This window comes from Marinomonas sp. TI.3.20, from assembly GCF_038155025.1.
Classification (GTDB): domain Bacteria; phylum Pseudomonadota; class Gammaproteobacteria; order Pseudomonadales; family Marinomonadaceae; genus Marinomonas; species Marinomonas flavescens.
Map to the genome: position 1 here is coordinate 129,402 of NZ_JBAKAS010000005.1, position 18,664 is coordinate 148,065.

Consider the following 18,664-nt stretch of genomic DNA (forward strand, 5'->3'; position numbering starts at 1 on the left):
GTCATGGCTTTTATTCTTTATACCGCTAAACACACAATAGCGTCGCATCAAAAAACACACTGTATGTAAGCCTAGTACAGCCTTAACAACATCACTATTCAGAATTGTAAGCTTTTGAAAAAGGCCCTAATCAAGACCTATTTTTAGAAAATATAGAAAACCCACTTAACCAAAAAGCCAAATTCGCCTTGGCGAGAAGGTCTGGTGGAAGATGAATCTATCTACAGTCAACGACGGTCAATAAAAACGCCCGTCTTTTACAAGACAGGCGTTTTTGTTTATTAACAATAGAGAGAGAGCTCAACATAAAAAAATTCAGCTCATAATAGAAAGAGATAAAAGCTAACTAAAGCTTAACTCTCAACAAAGCGTCCACCAGCGTACTAAGCGGTGTCTGGATCACGGGTAGTTTGTGTTCATCCAGTAGGTATTGGCCTTGCTTTACTAGCTCATCATTGAGGTAAGTGGCTTGCGAAAGCTCTAGCTGAATCGCATGAATACCTTTGGCTGGTTGGCCAAAGCCTCGGGTGATGTAGCCCCCTTTGAAGCGGCCATTGGCGACTTGACTATAGTCTGTTGATAAACACGCTTGAGCGCTTTTTAATACCGCAGGATCACAAGACTCACCGGCATTGGTGCCCCAGTTAAAGTCTGGTAATTTGCCTTCAAACAACATAGGCACTTCGGCGGCGATGCTGTGTGCATCCAGCAAAATAGCATAACCAAATTTCGCTTTAATACGCGCTAACTCATCTTCAATTTGCTGATGATATGGGCGCCAGATCTGTTCTTTGCATAGCGCATGATGGACATCGGTTGGCTCTTTTCCTGCCAAAAACGTCGGGCTTTCATCAAACAAGATCTCTGGAAACAAGCCCGTTGTCTTGCTTGCGTATAACGCGGCATCGTCATAAGGGCGATTAAGGTCAATGACATAGCGTGAATAATTCGCTGAGATCACACTCACACCCCGTGCCGCTAAATCACCATAAAGCTCTGGAATGTACCAGTCAGTATCCGGCAAGCGTTTCGCTTTGTCGGTCAGTAATTCCTCTTCTGTCGCTGTTAAGCGCAGTCCAGAGTGAGGCATACTAATTAACAGCGGCGAATCCCCTTGATGGAACTCAAAAGGCGATTCAATCCGATTATGAACAGGCTGAAGCTCTACATTACTCATGGGATACTCCGTGTTGGATACGTTGTTTTACTAATTGCCCACCTAACCAATAACAAAGTTCACCAGGACTTTCCACATCCCAGCAGACGAAGTCGGCCACTTTGCCCACTTCTAAAGAGCCATGGGAGTCACCGATCCCCAAGGCTTTTGCCGCATGAATCGTTGCTCCTGCGAGTGCTGCTTCAGGTGTCATACCAAATAAGGTGCACGCCATGTTCATCATCAAACGCAACGACAGCGCAGGCGATGTGCCTGGGTTCGCGTCCGTGGCAATAGCGATGTCTACGCCATATTGACGTAATAAATCCATCGGCGGCAATTGGGTTTCTTTCAAGGTGTAAAACGCCCCCGGTAACAACACAGCCACAGTGCCTGATTCAGCCATGGCTTTTACATCCGCCTCTTCCATAAACTCCAAGTGATCCGCTGACAACGCCTGATAAGACGCCGCCATCCTCGTGCCACCTAATGCCGAAAGCTGCTCCGCATGGATCTTAACCGGCAAGTCTAGCTCACGGGCTTTTTGGAAATAACGTTCAACCTGCTCAGTACTAAAGGCAATGCCTTCACAAAACGCATCGACCGCATCAGCAAGACCCAAAGCGGCCACTTTCGGCAATAGTGTCTCACATAGATAATCAATGTAGGCATCTTTATCGTCATATTCTGGCGGCATGGCATGAGCTGCCAAACAAGTTCGCTTAATGGTCACTGGAAATTGCTGCCCCAATAGCGTTGCCACTCGCAGCATTTTTAATTCGCTGTCTAATGACAAACCATAGCCCGATTTGATTTCGACGGTAGTCACACCATCCGCCATCAGGCTTTTTAAACGTCGCGTTGCACTGGTCATCAATTCGGCTTCACTGGCTGCACGAGTAGCGTTCACAGACGACGCTATCCCGCCGCCTTGTTTGGCAATGTCTTGATAACTCACGCCATTCAAACGCTGCTCAAATTCGCCCGCTCGATTACCACCAAACACCAAGTGCGTGTGACAATCGATCAAACCAGGCGTGATCCAACCACCATCGAGAGTGTGTTCTTGTTCTGTCTGATAAGCGGGTAATTTGTCGGCTTCGCCCAACCAAGCGATGCGACCATTAACCACACCAATGGCGGCGTTTTCAATCACACTGTAACGACCCTCTTTCATCGTCGCTAGGTGCGCGCCGCGCCACAGGCTATCTAGTATTAATGGCGTATCGTTTGTCATATCTTTCTCTTCTTCCTAAACCGCCAGACTTGGCAATAAACCGGCTGGCATGATCTCGTTATGCACCGCTTCTAATAACAGGTCATTGGCTTTTTCAATGTCGGTCGCAAAATAGCGGTCTTTATCGTAAAAAGGCACACGCGCACGCAATGTGGCACGAACTTCTTCAAGACGTTTGGTGGATTTCAATGGCGCACGGAAGTCCAATCCTTGTACCGCAGACAAAATCTCAACCGCCAAAATACCACGGGTATTTTCCGCCATGTCTTTCAAGCGGCGTGCCGCGAATGTCGCCATGGAAACATGATCTTCTTGGTTCGCCGACGTTGGTAAACTATCAACTGACGCTGGATGTGCGTAGCTTTTGTTTTCACTCGCCAATGCCGCTGCGGTAACTTGAGCGATCATAAAACCTGAGTTCACGCCACCATTGTCCACAAGAAAAGGCGGTAATTTACTTAAATTGCTGTCGATCAATAGCGCCATACGACGCTCAGACAAACTGCCAATTTCGGCAATGGCCAAGGCCAAATTATCCGCCGCCATGGCAACAGGTTCGGCGTGGAAGTTACCACCAGAAATAATGTCGCCACTTTCTGCAAATACCAATGGATTATCAGACACCGAGTTGGCTTCAACACACAAGACTTTCGCTGTGCTGCGAATTTGTTCCAAACACGCACCCATAACTTGTGGCTGACAACGCAGAGAATACGGATCTTGAACCTTCTCACAACCTTGATGAGAGTCACCCAGTTCACTGGTTTCGCCCAATAAATGGCGATACGCGGCCGCCGAATCAATTTGTGTTTGATGGCCACGAGCTTGATGAATACGATCATCAAACGGACTACGACTACCCAGTGCAGCTTCCACAGAAAGAGAGCCACAAACTACCGCTGAGGCAAACAAATCTTCTGCTTCAAACAGCCCTTCTAGGGCAAATGCCGTCGATGCTTGAGTACCATTTAACAGCGCCAAACCTTCTTTTGGCGCCAAGGCAATCGGCTCAAGTCCTGCAATAGACAAAGCGGCTTGACCTGAGATCACTTCGCCACGGTAACGGGCTTTGCCTTCTCCTAGCAAGATCGTACTCATGTGTGCCAACGGCGCTAAATCGCCCGATGCGCCTACTGAGCCTTTCTTTGGAATGCATGGATACACTTCTTTATTGATCAGCGTTAGCAAGGCTTGGATTACTTTTAAACGAATACCAGAAAAACCTCGCGCTAGACTGTTTACTTTCAGCGCCATGATCAGTTTCACGGTTTTATCGTCCATCAATTGGCCTATTCCCGCCGCATGAGACAAAACAATACTGCGTTGCAATTGATCCAAATCTTCTGGTGCAATTCGGGTATTTGCCAACAAACCAAAACCAGTATTAATCCCATAGACGGTACGATTTTCTGCAATCACGTCATTGACCACTTGAGTGCTTGCGTGGATCGCAGGAAACGAACTTTCGTCTAAGCTCAACTTTACCGAGCGACGGCTGATTTGGCGTAATTCATTTAGCGTCAACTGACCTGGTTTAATCATTAATTCAAACATGATGATCCTTAATTTTAATTCTCTGCGTTGCAATGTTGTTCGCACCAACGCCTAGGATTTTTATTTTGTTTGGTTGCCCGTAATCATCGGCAAATTCAAGCCTTGCTCTTTCGCGCAGTCAATCGCGATATCGTAGCCCGCATCTGCGTGACGCATAACGCCTGTAGCTGGGTCATTGTGAAGAACACGAGCAATACGCTCAGCCGCATCATCACTGCCATCACACACAATCACCATACCGGAATGTTGTGAGAAGCCCATGCCAACGCCGCCGCCGTGGTGCAAAGACACCCAAGTAGCGCCTGAGGCTGTGTTCAACAAAGCGTTCAATAATGGCCAATCCGATACCGCATCAGAACCGTCCTGCATTGCTTCTGTTTCTCGATTTGGGCTTGCTACTGAACCAGAATCCAAATGATCTCGGCCGATCACAATAGGCGCTGACAATTCACCGCTGCGAACCATCTCATTAAATGCCAACCCAAGCTTCGCGCGCTGACCTAAACCAACCCAACAAATACGCGCAGGAAGACCTTGGAACTGAATACGTTCACGCGCCATGTCTAACCAATGATGAAGATGTTTATCATCAGCAATCACTTCTTTTACTTTCGCATCGGTTTTATAAATATCTTCTGGGTCACCAGATAACGCTACCCAACGGAATGGACCAATACCGCGACAGAACAACGGACGAATGTACGCAGGCACAAAACCTGGGAAATCAAACGCATTTTCTACGCCTTCTTCCATCGCCATTTGGCGGATATTATTGCCGTAGTCAAACGTTGGTATGCCTATTTTTTGAAAATCCAACATCGCTTGAACATGCTTCGCCATAGATTGCTTCGCGGCCGTCACTACCTCTTTTGGCTGTGTTTTTGCCTTCTCACGATACTCATCCCAGCTCATGCCGATCGGTAAATAACCGTTCAAAGGATCATGGGCAGACGTTTGGTCGGTCACCATATCGGGGCGTACTCCGCGTTTTACCATTTCAGGCAAAATCTCAGCGGCATTACCACAAAGCGCAATCGATACGGCTTTGCCTTCTGCTGTGTATTTTTTGATGCGCGCTAGTGCGTCGTCTAAATCCGTCGCTTGCTCATCCACATAGCGTGTACGTAAACGGAAATCGATGCTGGTCTGCTGACATTCAATGTTCAATGAACACGCACCGGCTAAGGTCGCCGCCAATGGCTGAGCGCCACCCATACCACCAAGCCCTGCTGTTAATACCCAACGACCGGTTAAATTGCCATCGTAATGTTGACGACCCGCTTCAACGAAAGTTTCATAGGTACCTTGTACTATGCCCTGACTACCGATGTAGATCCAAGAGCCCGCCGTCATTTGGCCATACATTGCCAAACCTTTCACATCCAACTCATTAAAATGTTCCCAGTTAGCCCAATGTGGCACTAGGTTTGAGTTTGCAATCAGCACCCGTGGCGCGTTGCTGTGAGTTTTAAACACGCCGACCGGCTTACCTGACTGGACCAATAAAGTTTCGTCATCTTCTAGCTCAGTTAGGGATTCAACGATTTTGTCGTAGCTTTCCCAGTCACGAGCGGCGCGACCAATGCCACCATAAACGACTAAGTTTTCTGGGTTTTCTGCTACATCAGGATCTAGGTTATTCATTAGCATGCGCATTGGCGCTTCGGTGAACCAAGATTTAGCCGTCAGCTTTGTACCCGTTGCAGCTTTAACGACACCAGCACGATAGCGTTTTTGAGTAATCGTTTGTTTAGTCATTTTTGCACCTTTTAAAAGAAAGCCAATTAGGCATCTTGAGATAAAACAGAACCTACATGTATATACAATTAATATAAAGATAAAATCTAACATTTATAGTTGCAAGTCTTTTTTCTACAAAACATCGGAAAAATACACTCAGACTCGGACGAAAAGCACCAAAAAACGCGTCAATCCCTTATAAAACAAGGAGTCTATTCAGCTGATAAATAAGTCGATTTAAAACAGACAAAAACAAACTTGTATATACATTATTTTATCTATTACACTCAAACTATTCTAATTAACCTAGGAATTAACAGTGAACAGCCTTAATCAAGCCAATTCTGACCTTCAACACTTCTTTGCGGAACGCGCCTTACTGCCATCAGGTTGGGCGGATAATGTGCTTTTTTCTGTTAAAAACGGTCGATTTCATTCATTTTCAACAAACTGCGCAGCAACCGATCAGGCCACAACTTTGTCGGGGCCGGTGTTGCCGACCATGGCCAACGTTCACTCTCACGCCTTCCAGCGGATCATGGCAGGCGCTGCAGAAGTCAGCCTTAACCCAAACGATAGTTTTTGGAGTTGGCGTGATCTGATGTATAAAATCGTCCAAAAACTCACTCCAGACGATGCGCACATTATTGCGAAGCAGCTCTACATCGACATGCTAAAAGCAGGCTATACCCAAGTCGGAGAGTTTCATTACTTACACCACGACATCGGTGGTAAGCATTATGGACAGCTCGGTGAAATGTCGAATCAACTCATCAGTGCCGCTGATGACGCAGGCATGGGATTAACCTTGCTGCCGGTACTCTATAGCCACTCAGGCTTTGGCGGGCAAGCCCCCAACGCAGGGCAAGCACGCTTTATTCACTCCACCGATTCTTATTTAACCTTGCACCAAGCGTGCGCGGAAAAATTAGCCAATCACGCGACTCATAAGTTAGGGATCTGCTTTCATTCATTACGCGCGGTCACTAAGTCACAAATTGACACCGTGTTGCAGACACTCAATACGACGCCTCACAAAACAAGTCCGATCCACATTCACATCGCAGAGCAACAAAAAGAAGTACAAGACAGCGTGAGTTGGAGCGGACAGCGTCCGGTGGAATGGCTGCATAACGAAATCGGTTTGAACGATCGCTGGTGTCTGGTGCATGCGACCCATTTAACGGATACCGAGCGCCAAGCCATCGCCACCAGCCAAGCGATTGCCGGACTTTGTCCGACCACAGAGGCCAACCTAGGTGACGGTATTTTCCCTGGGGTTGAGTTTGAACAAGAACAAGGACGCTGGGGTATTGGCTCTGACAGCCATGTGAGCTTGTCTATTGTCGAAGAGCTACGTACTCTAGAATACGGCCAACGCTTACGCGATCAGCAACGCAACCGGTTATACCGACCAGAGCAAACCAGCGTTGGCGACAATCTCTACCAGCAAGCATTATTAGGCGGCAATCAAGCCTGTGATGTGTCTTTGGGCTTGGCCGTTGGCCATCGCGCAGATTTTATGGTGCTTGATGAAAGCCAGCCGTTTATCGCCGCTAGCGAGAGTAAAGACTTACTAAATCGCTGGTTATTCGCGACCAATGAAAACCTAGTAAAAGACGTATTCGTGGCAGGCCAACAGCGCATCAAAAACTTCCACCACGAAGAGGAAGAAGCCAGCCGATGTGCCTTTATTCAAATCATTAAAAAGGTGATGTATGACGCTTAATACTCCGCTTCACTATCAAATTATTAAACAAGATAGTTACCTGCGAATGCCATGGAAAAATGGCTTAGGAGAAACGCTTGAAATACAGCGTCATGACGATGAGCAAGGCTTGCGTTTTCGCATTAGCCAAGCGTCTGTTAAAGACGATGGCGTATTTTCAGATTTCAGCGGTTTGCATCGTACTCTGGTTTTATTGTCTGGTAATGGCATGCTGCTTAGCCATCGTAATGCGAGCTCTGAAAACGATGAAACCACAGAGCATCAGCTGACCACGCTACTCGATATGGCGAGATTTTCCGGTGGCGATGAAACCCACGCCAGACTCATCAATGGCGTGATTGAAGATTTGAACATCATGGTGCGAGACAGTGATTGTCGCTCGTCCGTACAAGCAGGCTTTGCCCCAGCGTTCTTATCACTAGCTCATGAGGCAACATTGTTTACAGGGTTTTATGCCAACGAAGATTCGATTGTCGCGTTTCAGGCAGATGAGACAGGCGAAACAAATACACTCTTGATTCCTTCACAAAGTTTGATGCTTCTCAGCCAGCACGCTATTAATCTAGACGCTATTCAGCTTATCAGTGGCTGCGGTATTTTGATCGAAATAGCAGACCATTAACAATATTGCTCTGCTCGAATCAGCCGCGCCCAAAATGCCCAAATAACTGAAAGCGAGAGCCTGGGTGAACTAAACGAGCAGCAGTAATAATATCCTCACCCGCCCAAGTACGACGTTTTATTTGTAAACAGGGCTCATTCGCAGCGATCTGCAAACGCTCGCATTCTGTTTCGCTGGGTAAAATAGCTTCAACCAAATGTTCGCCTTCTGTCATTGGCGCTGTTGTCATCAGGTATTCGTAGGAAGTGTGTTGGGAAAAATCCTGTTTGTCGTAATCTGGTGCTCGACTTGCATTAACGATACGTTCTTCAATTTGAATAGGGATATCGTTTTCATAATGCAAAACAACAGAACGAAAAATGCCATGATTAGTGCGAACACCTAACATCATGGCCTCTTCAACACTGGCTCTAGCAGACTCCAGTGTTAATAATTTTGATACATGCTGATGACCACGAGCGGCAATTTCTTCAGCAATGTTATGCACTTCAAACAAGGCTGAATGCGCTTTTTTTTCTGCGACGAATGTCCCCAGTCCTTGGTGGCGAATCAGCAATCCTTCAGCGGTTAATTCGCGTAATGCACGGTTTACAGTCATGCGACTAACACCAAGAAAATTAACAATCTCAGCTTCAGATGGAACCCGTTGATTCGTTTGCCATTCACCCACGGAAATTTTATGCGAAATGGCTTGCTTTAATTTTGCGTAAATGGGCTGTGGCACATCTGGCAAGCCATCAAATAAGTGTTCTAATATCGTTGTAGTTTGATCAGACAAAGCGTATTCCATCTGTTTATCAATTAAGTAACATCATTATATCGCTAGTATCATTCAGCAAACAATAAACCTGTATAGACAATTAAAACTAAACAGGTAATGTCCATAGCCAAACGAGCCACGCAAAACCGATTATCATTGAAAAGATAACCCCCCAACGCGGAGTTTTGATATTAAAATTCGAGGCTATATCAGTGCGCTTTTTACCCGTAATCATTGCCAATGTAAGACGTTCTTTTAGACATAACTCATGATACAAAACAGCGGCAATATGTAGCCCGACAAGCGCTAATAATATATTTGGTAAAGCATGATGAATCCATGACATTTGGCCTATCCAGTCATTGGACGCATATTGGTTTAAAGGTCCAAACCAAAAAATATCATCACTGGTGAATAAACCTGAGACCCATTGAAATGTTAATGTTAGAAGCAAAATAACAACCATCCATCCACCGGCTGGATTATGCCCTAGATAGACCCGAGACTCGCCATTTAACATGCTCTTCATAAAGGAAAAGACCGCTTTAGGCCCTTTAAGAAACTGGCTAAACTTCGCATATTTAGAGCCATATAGGCCATATAACAAGCGAAAAACAATCACGCTGGATAAGCCATAACCTAAATAAAAGTGGTATTGAAAGAGATCACCTTGAAGTTTCCCTGTAACAATCAGCCCCGTGAATAAAAACGCCATAAGCCAATGGCTGACTCTGATAGGCCAATCCCACACAAGTACGGATTTCATATTCCACACCACCTTTATTTTGGTCATTTATATTCTTCTATAAAGTACTATCACCAGCCAACTATCCATATAAAACAACGTGTTTACCAGCAGATTTTCCTATTCGGCACTATAGTTAGCCATTGGAGAAATCATTTATAAAAGTTGGAGTCACGGCATGGCAATGAGCTTTATTGTAATCACAGTCGTCATTGTTCTTTTGTTGTCTTATTATTTCTTTTGCGAGGATCGATTTGTCGTCAGACGCAACGCCGTCATTAATTTACCAATAGACACTATCGCACAAGACTTAAGCGACTTAAATCAGTGGCCTCATTGGATACCTTGGCTTATTTATGAACCTAACGCTAAAGTGGATTTTAATTACTCAAATACAGGCAACAATGCTGTTTTACCTTCTTATTTAGAGTGGCAAGGCGAACTTGTAAAAAACGGTTATATTTCAATTATTCCAGCCCGTTCTAACGTTCATTATTGCCATGCAATCATTGAAGTTGAAGCGTTTTTCCCTGGTGAACTGCACTTTAATATTGATCTTAGTAAACAAGGTTCCCACACCCTAGTTTCCATACAGATTACCGGCGACATACCCTTTTTAAAACGCTGGCAAGCAGCCTGTTATTTAGTCCGTGCGACTCGTGATTTAGAACTGTCTATCATCCGCTTAACCGCGCATTTAGCACGATATAACCAATCTGATCATTATCAATACGACAACCCTACTTTTAGAGCATTAACTCAGACGAAGCTTAAGCATTTCGATGCTGTCACTCGGCCTTTTACTGTCCGTGACCAGCCTATGTCACAAAAAATGGAGCAAGGTTTTCATGATTTACTCACTCTATTAGGACCAAACAATCCACCCGCTGGCCCTAGCTTCGCTATTTATACAAAAGCTGACCCTGTTCATCATTATTTTTCGGGCAAGCTTGGTATTTCGACACAAAACCTCGAACCCTGTGACTCACGTCCAGAACGCATTACTTTAGATGGAAATTACCTAACCATACTTTATGGTGGAAACTATCAGAACTTATCGTTAGCTTGGCATATCGCCCATAATCTAAGGCGCTTGCATAACCTTCGGTTTGATCGTAAACGCCCCGGTGTCGAAATATTTGAAAATGGCCCTTGCGATACATCTGATTCTAAAGACTACGTCACAAAGATTTGTTTGCCGATAAAATAACGTGTTTATGTGGAGACTTTAAAATACTCAAAAAAGAGTATCAAGGAGCTGAAACAAAGCCCCCTATTTGATGTATCCTAATGGCTTGGAATCTCCCCCCTTAATGTTGTTAATTTGTCCGCCAATCCTTTTTGATATTTGGCTGGCTGACGCTTCCTTTTACCAATACGAGTTCCGATTTATGAATACATCATCTTATCAAGAACATATCGCGACGCTACAAGCTCGCTACGCCAAAGCAATGCAGCACTTTAACCTCGATGCTATTGTTCTCGCTTCTGGCCAAAAAACCTATTACTTCCAAGACGACCATACTGCGCCTTTTCATGCTTATTCAGGCGCTCAACAATGGTTACCATTCACCTTAAATACCGACACTTATCTCATTATTCAAGCCGGGCAAAAGCCACGTATTGTTTGGCCTATTCGTGACGATTTTTGGCATGCGCCTAATCCTGTTCCTGCCGGTGAGTGGCAAGACGAATGGGATATTTCTCCAGCTCGGGTAGACGACAAATGGTTTTCTGGCTTACCTCAAAAATGCGCTTGGTTAGGGCCTCAACCTCAGTCTTTTGCACAAACAATTGAAGGCCTAAATGCCTATGTCGATTTTTCAAAAGCCGTTAAAACACCCTTCGAAATCAATGCTATGCGCTTAGCAACCGAGCGAGCTGTAAAAGGCCATCTTGCCGCTAAAGAGGCTTTTTTAGCTGGCATGAGTGAATTAGAAATTCATTTGGCGTTTTTACAAGCCAGCCAACAAACGGCAGCTCAAGAACCTTATCCAGGCATTGTTGGCGTTAATGAACACGCCGCGGTATTACATTACGAGCACAAAGACATTAACCGTTCGGCTCGTCCGCTGACTCTGCTTATCGATGCAGGCGCCAATGAACATGGCTACGCCAGTGACATTACCCGCACCTTTGTACGTCATGATGACGAATTTAGCGCGTTGGTAAACAGCTTAGACACTATGGAACAACATTTAGCCTCCAGCGCCATGTCAGGTGTAGATTATCGTTCCATTCATCAAGAGGCATTAGTGGGTATTGCTCATATTCTTCATGACCATAAAATCTGCCGATTAAGTGTCGATGAGCAAATGGCGAAAGCCATTCCACAAGTATTCTTTCCACATGGCATTGGTCATTTACTTGGCTTACAGGTACACGATGTAGGCGGTTTTCAAATTGATGAGTTGGGCACAACAAGAAAAGACGAAAACTCGCCTTTCTTACGACTCACTCGGACGCTTAAAAAAGACATGGTCATCACCATCGAACCGGGGCTCTACTTCGTACCAATGCTGTTAGAAAAAATGCAGGCGGATATTCCTCAGCATGGCTGTGATCTAGAGCTAATCGAACGCTTCAAGCCTTACGGCGGCATTCGTATAGAAGACAACATCGTGGTTAAAGATGATTTGCCAATCAACCTGACGCGTAACGCGTTCGGACAGTAAAACGGTCATTAGAAATCGTAACTGATCTTAAAAGGGCCTAATCATAGGCCCTTTTTATATGGAATTTTATGTTCATCACACGATCTAGTTTGCTCTAATGCTACAGACTGTTTTTTAGTTTTGGCCGCTTAGGCGGTAAAGACTCAGCAAACGACACGCAAACACTAAGCCATCCATTTAATTCCTCATCAGACTCCAGTCCCGCAGACGCAACATACACCATGGTTTTTATCGGCTTGCCCGTAAAATCCATTTCTCTTGCGTGAGGCTTGGCTAAATATTTTTCATAATCCTTTGGGCCAACACGCACCATCAACTCATCACCGACGATGACACAGCACATATGCTCAGACAGTAAAAAGCACAAACCACCAAACATCTTCCTAACGTCTAAATCTGGTCGCCCTTGAAAGTACTCACACAACCTTTCTTCCAACCCTCTGTCATACGCCATCACTATTCACTTTTCTAGGATCAACACCGGGATTATAGCAGCGAATAATTAACCTCCTATTATCTTTTACCCTAGTCCATAGCAATTCTTCGCGCTTGCATGGGGAGCGAGGTGTTGTACATGGAAGCATCTCTACCAATGAACAAACCCGTCTAAACATTTCTCTTGTTGACTTTTATTTCAATATATTCGAAATTACACATATGTTATTTTTCGGATATGTATATGAACCCTTGTAAGTTTTATAAGTGCCTCGCCGACGACACTCGTTTGAAGTCCATCATGCTGATCCAGCAAGCAGATGAAGCCTGCGTTTGCGACCTAATGGCTGCGCTGGAGCTTGATCAACCCAAGACCTCGCGTCACCTTGCTGAACTGCGTAAATGCGGCATATTGCAAGACGAACGGCGTGGCAAATGGGTGTATTACCGTTTGCATCCTGAGTTGCCGGACTGGGCGAAAACGGTAATAAACACAACCGCTCAACATAACAAAGACTACTACCAAGCCGCGCTGGACAAACTGTTGTCCTGCAAATCATCCGTCAATAATTGCTGCTAACACCACTTACGCACAATGGAGAAGAGTAATGCCGTCACTTGAAAACAGCTTACCAAACATCAATCATGAGCAACTTAACATTCCTAGCCATGAGCAGTTTTCCGCCACACCAAGCACCCACAAACCGCGTCTATTATTGCTCTATGGATCGCTGCGTGAGCGCTCTTACAGCCGCCTAGTGATTGAAGAGTCTGCCCGCTTATTAACGTCCTTTGGTGCCGACGTGAAAATATTCAACCCAGCGGGTTTACCACAGCCAGATTCAGAAGACGACAGCCATCCAAAGGTACAAGAACTTAGAGAATTAATGATGTGGTCTGAAGGTCAAGTATGGTGCTCGCCAGAGCGTCATGGCTCGATGACCAGCATATTGAAAAGCCAACTTGATTGGATGCCTCTCAGCATCGGCAGCGTGCGCCCGACACAAGGAAAAACGCTGGCGGTTATGCAAGTCAGTGGCGGTTCTCAGTCGTTTAACGCGGTCAATCAAATGCGCATTTTAGGTCGCTGGATGCGCATGGTGACGATTCCAAATCAGTCATCTGTGGCGAAAGCCTTTTTAGAATTTGAAGAAGATGGTCGTATGAAACCCTCTGCTTACTACAACCGTATTGTCGATGTACTGGAAGAGTTGATGAAGTTCACGCTCTTGCTTCGCGATCAAAAAGACTACTTAGTAGACCGGTATTCTGAGCGTGCCGAAAGCGCAGAACAGCTTAGTAAACGGGTTAATCAAAAATCGATATAGGACGAATACCATGGGATTGTTTGAACGTTATCTTACCATCTGGGTTGGATTGGGTATCATCGGTGGCATTCTGGTCGGCAGTCTAATCCCCGATGCTTTCTCAGTGATCGCCGGTGTAGAATACGCCCATGTTAACTTCGTGATCGCCGTGCTTATCTGGCTGATGATTTACCCTATGATGGTGCAAATCGATTTTTCATCCATTAAAGACGTTGGCAAAAATCCAAAAGGGATTCTACTGACTCTCGTGATTAACTGGCTGATTAAGCCCTTCTCTATGGTGCTGTTGGGCTGGCTCTTCTTTAAAGTATTGTTCGTATCTTGGGTCGATCCAGAAACCGCGAAAGAATACATAGCAGGGATGATTTTGTTGGGCGTTGCTCCTTGTACTGCCATGGTGTTTGTCTGGAGTCAGCTGACTAAGGGGAATCCGAATTATACCTTGGTACAGGTGTCTATTAACGATGTGATCATGATTTTCGCATTCGCCCCTATCGCCGGTTTCTTACTCGGCGCGACTGACATTAGTGTGCCTTGGGACACCTTACTGATTGCGGTGGTTTTATATGTATTAGTGCCTCTTTTAGCGGGTTTATTCACCCGTAAAGCATTAGATAAAAACAATGACCACTCAAGACTCGATGCTTTTTTGCGTACCATGAAGCCTTGGTCTATCGTCGGTTTGCTTGCCACTGTGGTTTTGTTATTCGGTTTTCAATCTGAAACTATTTTGGCAAAACCACAAGCGATTCTATTGATTGCGATTCCTCTGCTGATCCAGACTTATTGTATTTTTGCCGTCTCTTACTGGTTAGCAAGAAAATTCAAATTGCCTCATTCTGAAGCGGCTCCTGCCAGCCTTATAGGAACGTCTAACTTTTTTGAATTGGCCGTCGCTGTCGCTATTTCGTTATTCGGATTGCACTCTGGTGCTGCGCTGGCGACCGTTGTCGGTGTGTTAGTAGAAGTGCCGGTTATGCTGTCATTGGTTTGGTTTATTAACCGCACCCGTCATTGGTTTGCCTAAGCTATTAAAAACAGCACAGTCTCAAACGAAAAAGACCGTATTGATGTCACTTCATCAATACGGTCTTTTTTGCATTAACCCAAGAGCAAATCTGTTTAGGCTTTGAGTTTATGAACTAGCCCTTGAATGCCCAAGGCATAACCTTGCACGCCCATACCGACCACGATACCCAAAGCAACAGGTGAAATGTAAGAATGATGACGAAAAGCTTCGCGGGTATGTACATTAGAAATATGCACTTCAATCACAGGCACATCGGCCCCTTTAATCGCATCGTGCAATGCGACAGAAGTGTGTGTGTAAGCGGCTGGGTTAAACACCACACCTAGCACTTCCCCTTCTTTAATACGACGACCCGCTTCATGAATGTAATCGATCAGCACGCCTTCATGGTTAGATTGGCGAAAATCAATATCATGTCCTAATGCCGCGGCAGTATCTCGGCACAAGACTTCCACATCAGTAATAGTTTCATGGCCGTACATTTCTGGCTCACGAGTACCCAATAAGTTCAGGTTCGGGCCGTTCAATACCATAATGGTAGACATACAGAGTTCCTCGATAGACTGAGATTTACACTAAGCAGTGCATAAGAAATATTGTTAAGTAAAAAGATAATACGATGATGCTGATCTAGGTACTAGAGCAAACCTCTTTCAAAGTGCAATATAGCTATTCTAATAATCCCTAAACAGCCATGAGGTACCTATGCCTAAACATCCCCACCTAAGCAACCCAACGATTGGCTTAGGCTGTATGAATCTTTCCCATGCTTATGGCGCACCGCTGACAGAAGACGCGGGTATTGAAGCGCTGCAAGCGGCGTTTGAAATGGGTTATCGCCACTTTGATACAGCGACATTATACGGCGCTGGCAAAAACGAGATGCTGGTTGGCATCGCATTAAAAGATCGTTGCAACGAGTTCTTTCTTGCCAGCAAATGTGGCATGGAAATGGTCGATGGTAAACGCATCATCAATGGTCGCCCTGAAAACCTACGTCGCCAATGTGAAAATAGCCTAAAGCGCTTACAAACGGATCACATCGATTTGTATTATTTGCATCGCATGGACCCAGATGTGCCGATTGAAGAAAGCGTGGGTGCGCTCGGTGATCTGGTTAAAGAAGGCAAAATTGGTGGCATCGGCTTGTCTGAAGTGTCTGCTGAGGTAGTCGAACGTGCTCATAAAGAATCTCCGCTTACTGCATTACAGACCGAATACTCTCTTTGGACTCGCAACCCAGAAATTGCTGTATTGGAGACAACGAAAGCCCTCGACATTACTTTTGTAGCCTTTAGCCCGGTCGCTCGTGGTTATTTGTGTGGTGAACTGACCGATGTTACGACACTAGTAGACACCGACATCCGCAAAACAATGCCGCGCTTTAGTGTGGAAAACTATCCTAAAAACATAGACTTGTTGCAGGATTTTCTCGCTATGGCAAAAGACATCGGCTGCACACCAGCGCAATTGGCCTTGGCATGGACCCGCATGAAAGGCGAACATATTGTGCCGATTCCTGGTACTCGCTCGATCTCTCATATGCGAGATAACCTTCATGCGGGACAACTTACCTTGGACAGTAAAAAAATGATTCTGCTGGATGACATAATTAACCAAAATAACGTCTTTGGTTCTCGTTACAATCTGGCACAACAGGCTGATGTGAGTACCGAAATGTTCGACGCATAATTCAGTTATTGATAACCCGTATTTTCACAGTAAAAAGGTCGCTTTCCTAATAAAGGAAGCGACCTTTTTTGAGTCTATTTAGACTGAAAACTCATTTTATAACGTGATAAAAAAAGCGTTAATCCTGAAATAGATCACACAATTTCAATCAACATTTCACCTGGCGTGACACGATCACCTTTCTTAACGCTAACCGTTTTCACTGTGCCTGCGATATTAGCATGTACTTCGGTTTCCATTTTCATGGCTTCCGTTACGAGTACTGCTTGCCCTGCTTTCACTGTGTCACCTTCGGCTACCAATACATCGATGATATTGCCCGGCATAGCAGCACTAACATGACCTGGCTCAGTGGCTTTAGAACGACCACTACCACCTTCAGAAACGTATTCATTCAATGATTCAAATACGACTTCTTCAGGCATGCCATCAAGGGACAGGTAAAGTTTGCGCTTACCGGCACCAAAGTCACCCACACCTGTGATAGCAACGTCATAAACTTCGCCATGTACATCAATTTTAAATTCAGTCGCCAGACCAGCAGCCGCAGTCGCATTGCCCGCTTGTTCAGGCGGTAGTAATACTTCTGGTTGTAACGCTCCATCAGCACGTTGCTGCAAAAATTCACGTCCTAGCTCTGGAAACATAGCAAACGTTAGTACATCTTCTTCTGACTTAGCCAACTCACCAATGTCTTTACGCAACTTAGCTAGCTCAGGAGTTAATGAGTCTGCAGGGCGACCTTCATTAACGTGCTCATTGCCTACTGCTTTTTTCTGTACATCGGCATTCACAGCCGCTGGTGGTTGACCGTAACCACCCAATAAATAGCGTTTTACTTCATTAGTAATCGTCTTGTAGCGCTGACCAGCTAAAACATTATAGACAGCTTGAGTACCTACGATTTGCGATGTCGGCGTTACTAATGGAGGAAAGCCTAGGTCTTCACGGACACGAGGAATTTCGTCAAATACATCACGAATTTTGTCTAGGGCATTTTGCTCTTTCAGCTGATTTGCCAAGTTAGACATCATGCCGCCCGGTACTTGATTGATCTGTACCGACACATCTTCACGAGTAAACTCACTTTCAAACTGATGGTATTTTTTACGTACATCACGGAAATAGTCAGCAATTTCAGACAATAGAGCCAGATTTAATCCGGTGTCATAGTCCGTATCTTTCAAGGCCGCAACTTGAGACTCTGTCGCTGGATGGCTAGTGCCGCCCGCAAAAGAAGAAATCGCGGTATCAATATGATCAGCGCCCGCTTCAATTGCTTTTAACTGACACAATGGCGCTAGACCAGAAGTTGAGTGGCTATGAACAACAAGCGGTAAATCCACCGCTTCTTTGATGGCTTTGACCAAATCATATGTCGCGTAAGGCGTTAGCAAACCAGCCATGTCTTTAATCGCAATAGAGTCTGCACCCATCGCTTGCATCGCTTTCGCTTGTTCAACAAACAATTGAGCGGTATGAACAGGGCTAGTGGTATAACAGATCGTACCTTGAGCATGTTTACCGGCTTTTTTAACCGCTTTCATCGCTGTTTCAATATTACGCAAATCATTCAATGCATCAAACACACGGAATACGTCGATTCCGTTATCCGCTGCTTTTTGTACAAAGGCTTCCACAACATCATCTGCATAATGACGGTAACCCAATAAGTTTTGACCGCGCAATAGCATTTGTAGACGAGTATTCGGTAGCGCTTCTTTAAGTTGACGTAAACGCTCCCATGGATCTTCTTTTAAGAATCGTACACAGGCATCAAAAGTAGCGCCGCCCCATACTTCTAGGGACCAAAAACCGACTTGATCTAATTTCTCACAAATAGGCAGCATATCTTCTGTGCGCATACGTGTCGCAATAAGAGACTGATGTGCATCACGCAGAGTAACGTCCGTGATTTCGACTTTTCTTTTGTTAACTTGACTCATGTTACTTCCTCCTGC

At 45.2% G+C, this 18,664-nt stretch carries 17 protein-coding genes; 8 read left to right on the plus strand and 9 right to left on the minus strand.

Annotated features, from left to right (window positions below; genetic code table 11):
* Positions 1–346: 346 nt before the first annotated feature.
* Genes hutG through hutU form a run of 4 tightly spaced genes read right to left on the minus strand, consistent with a single transcriptional unit; the run spans position 347 to position 5,705 of the window.
* The gene (hutG, locus tag V6259_RS07520; protein WP_341584053.1) at positions 347–1,177 is read right to left on the minus strand and encodes an N-formylglutamate deformylase; all 831 of its coding nucleotides are present in this window, start codon (positions 1,175–1,177) and stop codon (positions 347–349) included.
* On the minus strand, positions 1,170–2,393 hold the full coding sequence (hutI, locus tag V6259_RS07525) for an imidazolonepropionase (RefSeq protein WP_341584054.1): 1,224 nt from the start codon (positions 2,391–2,393) through the stop codon (positions 1,170–1,172). The genes hutG and hutI overlap by 8 nt, the downstream gene beginning before the upstream one ends.
* Before the next feature lie 15 nt (positions 2,394–2,408).
* On the minus strand, positions 2,409–3,947 hold the full coding sequence (hutH, locus tag V6259_RS07530) for a histidine ammonia-lyase (protein ID WP_133013216.1): 1,539 nt from the start codon (positions 3,945–3,947) through the stop codon (positions 2,409–2,411).
* Between the two features lie 60 nt (positions 3,948–4,007).
* Positions 4,008–5,705, minus strand: a complete 1,698-nt coding sequence (hutU, locus tag V6259_RS07535) for a urocanate hydratase (protein ID WP_341584055.1) — start codon at positions 5,703–5,705, stop codon at positions 4,008–4,010.
* Positions 5,706–6,006: 301 nt separating this feature from the next.
* Here hutU and V6259_RS07540 point away from each other — a divergent pair, with 301 nt between their 5' ends.
* Together V6259_RS07540 and V6259_RS07545 are read left to right on the plus strand one after the other, a co-directional pair.
* Positions 6,007–7,416, plus strand: a complete 1,410-nt coding sequence (locus V6259_RS07540; RefSeq protein ID WP_341584056.1) for a formimidoylglutamate deiminase — start codon at positions 6,007–6,009, stop codon at positions 7,414–7,416.
* Positions 7,406–8,038 (plus strand): HutD/Ves family protein, encoded by a 633-nt coding sequence (locus V6259_RS07545; protein ID WP_341584057.1) that lies wholly within the window; start codon positions 7,406–7,408, stop codon positions 8,036–8,038. The genes V6259_RS07540 and V6259_RS07545 overlap by 11 nt, the downstream gene beginning before the upstream one ends.
* Positions 8,039–8,057: 19 nt before the next feature.
* On the opposite strand, the gene hutC is transcribed toward V6259_RS07545, so the two are convergent.
* Both hutC and V6259_RS07555 read right to left on the minus strand, forming a co-directional pair.
* Complete coding sequence (hutC, locus tag V6259_RS07550; protein WP_240537167.1) at positions 8,058–8,816, minus strand: histidine utilization repressor; 759 nt, start codon at positions 8,814–8,816, stop codon at positions 8,058–8,060.
* Between the two features lie 88 nt (positions 8,817–8,904).
* Entirely contained in the window at positions 8,905–9,564 is a 660-nt protein-coding gene (locus V6259_RS07555; protein ID WP_341584058.1) for a cytochrome b/b6 domain-containing protein, read from the minus strand.
* Between the two features lie 157 nt (positions 9,565–9,721).
* On the opposite strand from V6259_RS07555, the gene V6259_RS07560 reads away from it, so the two are divergent.
* The gene (locus tag V6259_RS07560) at positions 9,722–10,753 is read left to right on the plus strand and encodes an AraC family transcriptional regulator (RefSeq protein WP_341584059.1); all 1,032 of its coding nucleotides are present in this window, start codon (positions 9,722–9,724) and stop codon (positions 10,751–10,753) included.
* A 181-nt stretch (positions 10,754–10,934) separates the two neighbouring features.
* Positions 10,935–12,218, plus strand: a complete 1,284-nt coding sequence (gene pepQ, locus V6259_RS07565) for a Xaa-Pro dipeptidase (RefSeq protein ID WP_341584060.1) — start codon at positions 10,935–10,937, stop codon at positions 12,216–12,218.
* A gap of 100 nt (positions 12,219–12,318) precedes the next feature.
* Here the strand turns inward: pepQ and V6259_RS07570 are convergent, their stop codons facing one another.
* Positions 12,319–12,672, minus strand: a complete 354-nt coding sequence (locus V6259_RS07570; protein ID WP_341584061.1) for a TfoX/Sxy family protein — start codon at positions 12,670–12,672, stop codon at positions 12,319–12,321.
* A gap of 225 nt (positions 12,673–12,897) precedes the next feature.
* Between V6259_RS07570 and V6259_RS07575 the strand changes: the two genes are divergently transcribed.
* Genes V6259_RS07575 through arsB form a run of 3 tightly spaced genes read left to right on the plus strand, consistent with a single transcriptional unit; the run spans position 12,898 to position 15,008 of the window.
* Entirely contained in the window at positions 12,898–13,233 is a 336-nt protein-coding gene (locus V6259_RS07575; RefSeq protein WP_341584062.1) for a metalloregulator ArsR/SmtB family transcription factor, read from the plus strand.
* A 28-nt stretch (positions 13,234–13,261) separates the two neighbouring features.
* Positions 13,262–13,981, plus strand: coding sequence for an arsenical resistance protein ArsH (arsH, locus tag V6259_RS07580; protein WP_341584063.1), 720 nt, complete (start codon positions 13,262–13,264; stop codon positions 13,979–13,981).
* A gap of 10 nt (positions 13,982–13,991) precedes the next feature.
* Positions 13,992–15,008, plus strand: coding sequence for an ACR3 family arsenite efflux transporter (gene arsB / locus V6259_RS07585; RefSeq protein ID WP_341584064.1), 1,017 nt, complete (start codon positions 13,992–13,994; stop codon positions 15,006–15,008).
* 95 nt (positions 15,009–15,103) lie between these two features.
* On the opposite strand, the gene aroQ is transcribed toward arsB, so the two are convergent.
* A complete protein-coding gene (gene aroQ / locus V6259_RS07590) occupies positions 15,104–15,556 on the minus strand; it encodes a type II 3-dehydroquinate dehydratase (RefSeq protein ID WP_341584065.1) in 453 nt (150 codons plus the stop codon).
* 160 nt (positions 15,557–15,716) lie between these two features.
* Here aroQ and V6259_RS07595 point away from each other — a divergent pair, with 160 nt between their 5' ends.
* Positions 15,717–16,703, plus strand: coding sequence for an aldo/keto reductase (locus V6259_RS07595; protein ID WP_341584066.1), 987 nt, complete (start codon positions 15,717–15,719; stop codon positions 16,701–16,703).
* Positions 16,704–16,837: 134 nt separating this feature from the next.
* Here V6259_RS07595 and oadA read toward each other — a convergent pair whose 3' ends face one another.
* Complete coding sequence (oadA, locus tag V6259_RS07600) at positions 16,838–18,649, minus strand: sodium-extruding oxaloacetate decarboxylase subunit alpha (protein WP_341584067.1); 1,812 nt, start codon at positions 18,647–18,649, stop codon at positions 16,838–16,840.
* Positions 18,650–18,664 lie beyond the last annotated feature (15 nt).

Bases quoted from the DNA above. Each gene is read 5' to 3' on its own strand.
- hutG (WP_341584053.1), bottom strand. From the start codon at position 1,177: ATGAGTAATGTAGAGCTTCAGCCTGTTCATAATCGGATTGAATCGCCT.
- hutI (WP_341584054.1), bottom strand. From the start codon at position 2,393: ATGACAAACGATACGCCATTAATACTAGATAGCCTGTGGCGCGGCGCG.
- hutH (WP_133013216.1), bottom strand. From the start codon at position 3,947: ATGTTTGAATTAATGATTAAACCAGGTCAGTTGACGCTAAATGAATTA.
- hutU (WP_341584055.1), bottom strand. From the start codon at position 5,705: ATGACTAAACAAACGATTACTCAAAAACGCTATCGTGCTGGTGTCGTT.
- V6259_RS07545 (WP_341584057.1), top strand. From the start codon at position 7,406: ATGACGCTTAATACTCCGCTTCACTATCAAATTATTAAACAAGATAGT.
- V6259_RS07555 (WP_341584058.1), bottom strand. From the start codon at position 9,564: ATGAAATCCGTACTTGTGTGGGATTGGCCTATCAGAGTCAGCCATTGG.
- V6259_RS07560 (WP_341584059.1), top strand. From the start codon at position 9,722: ATGGCAATGAGCTTTATTGTAATCACAGTCGTCATTGTTCTTTTGTTG.
- pepQ (WP_341584060.1), top strand. From the start codon at position 10,935: ATGAATACATCATCTTATCAAGAACATATCGCGACGCTACAAGCTCGC.
- V6259_RS07570 (WP_341584061.1), bottom strand. From the start codon at position 12,672: ATGGCGTATGACAGAGGGTTGGAAGAAAGGTTGTGTGAGTACTTTCAA.
- V6259_RS07575 (WP_341584062.1), top strand. From the start codon at position 12,898: ATGAACCCTTGTAAGTTTTATAAGTGCCTCGCCGACGACACTCGTTTG.
- arsH (WP_341584063.1), top strand. From the start codon at position 13,262: ATGCCGTCACTTGAAAACAGCTTACCAAACATCAATCATGAGCAACTT.
- arsB (WP_341584064.1), top strand. From the start codon at position 13,992: ATGGGATTGTTTGAACGTTATCTTACCATCTGGGTTGGATTGGGTATC.
- aroQ (WP_341584065.1), bottom strand. From the start codon at position 15,556: ATGTCTACCATTATGGTATTGAACGGCCCGAACCTGAACTTATTGGGT.
- V6259_RS07595 (WP_341584066.1), top strand. From the start codon at position 15,717: ATGCCTAAACATCCCCACCTAAGCAACCCAACGATTGGCTTAGGCTGT.
- oadA (WP_341584067.1), bottom strand. From the start codon at position 18,649: ATGAGTCAAGTTAACAAAAGAAAAGTCGAAATCACGGACGTTACTCTG.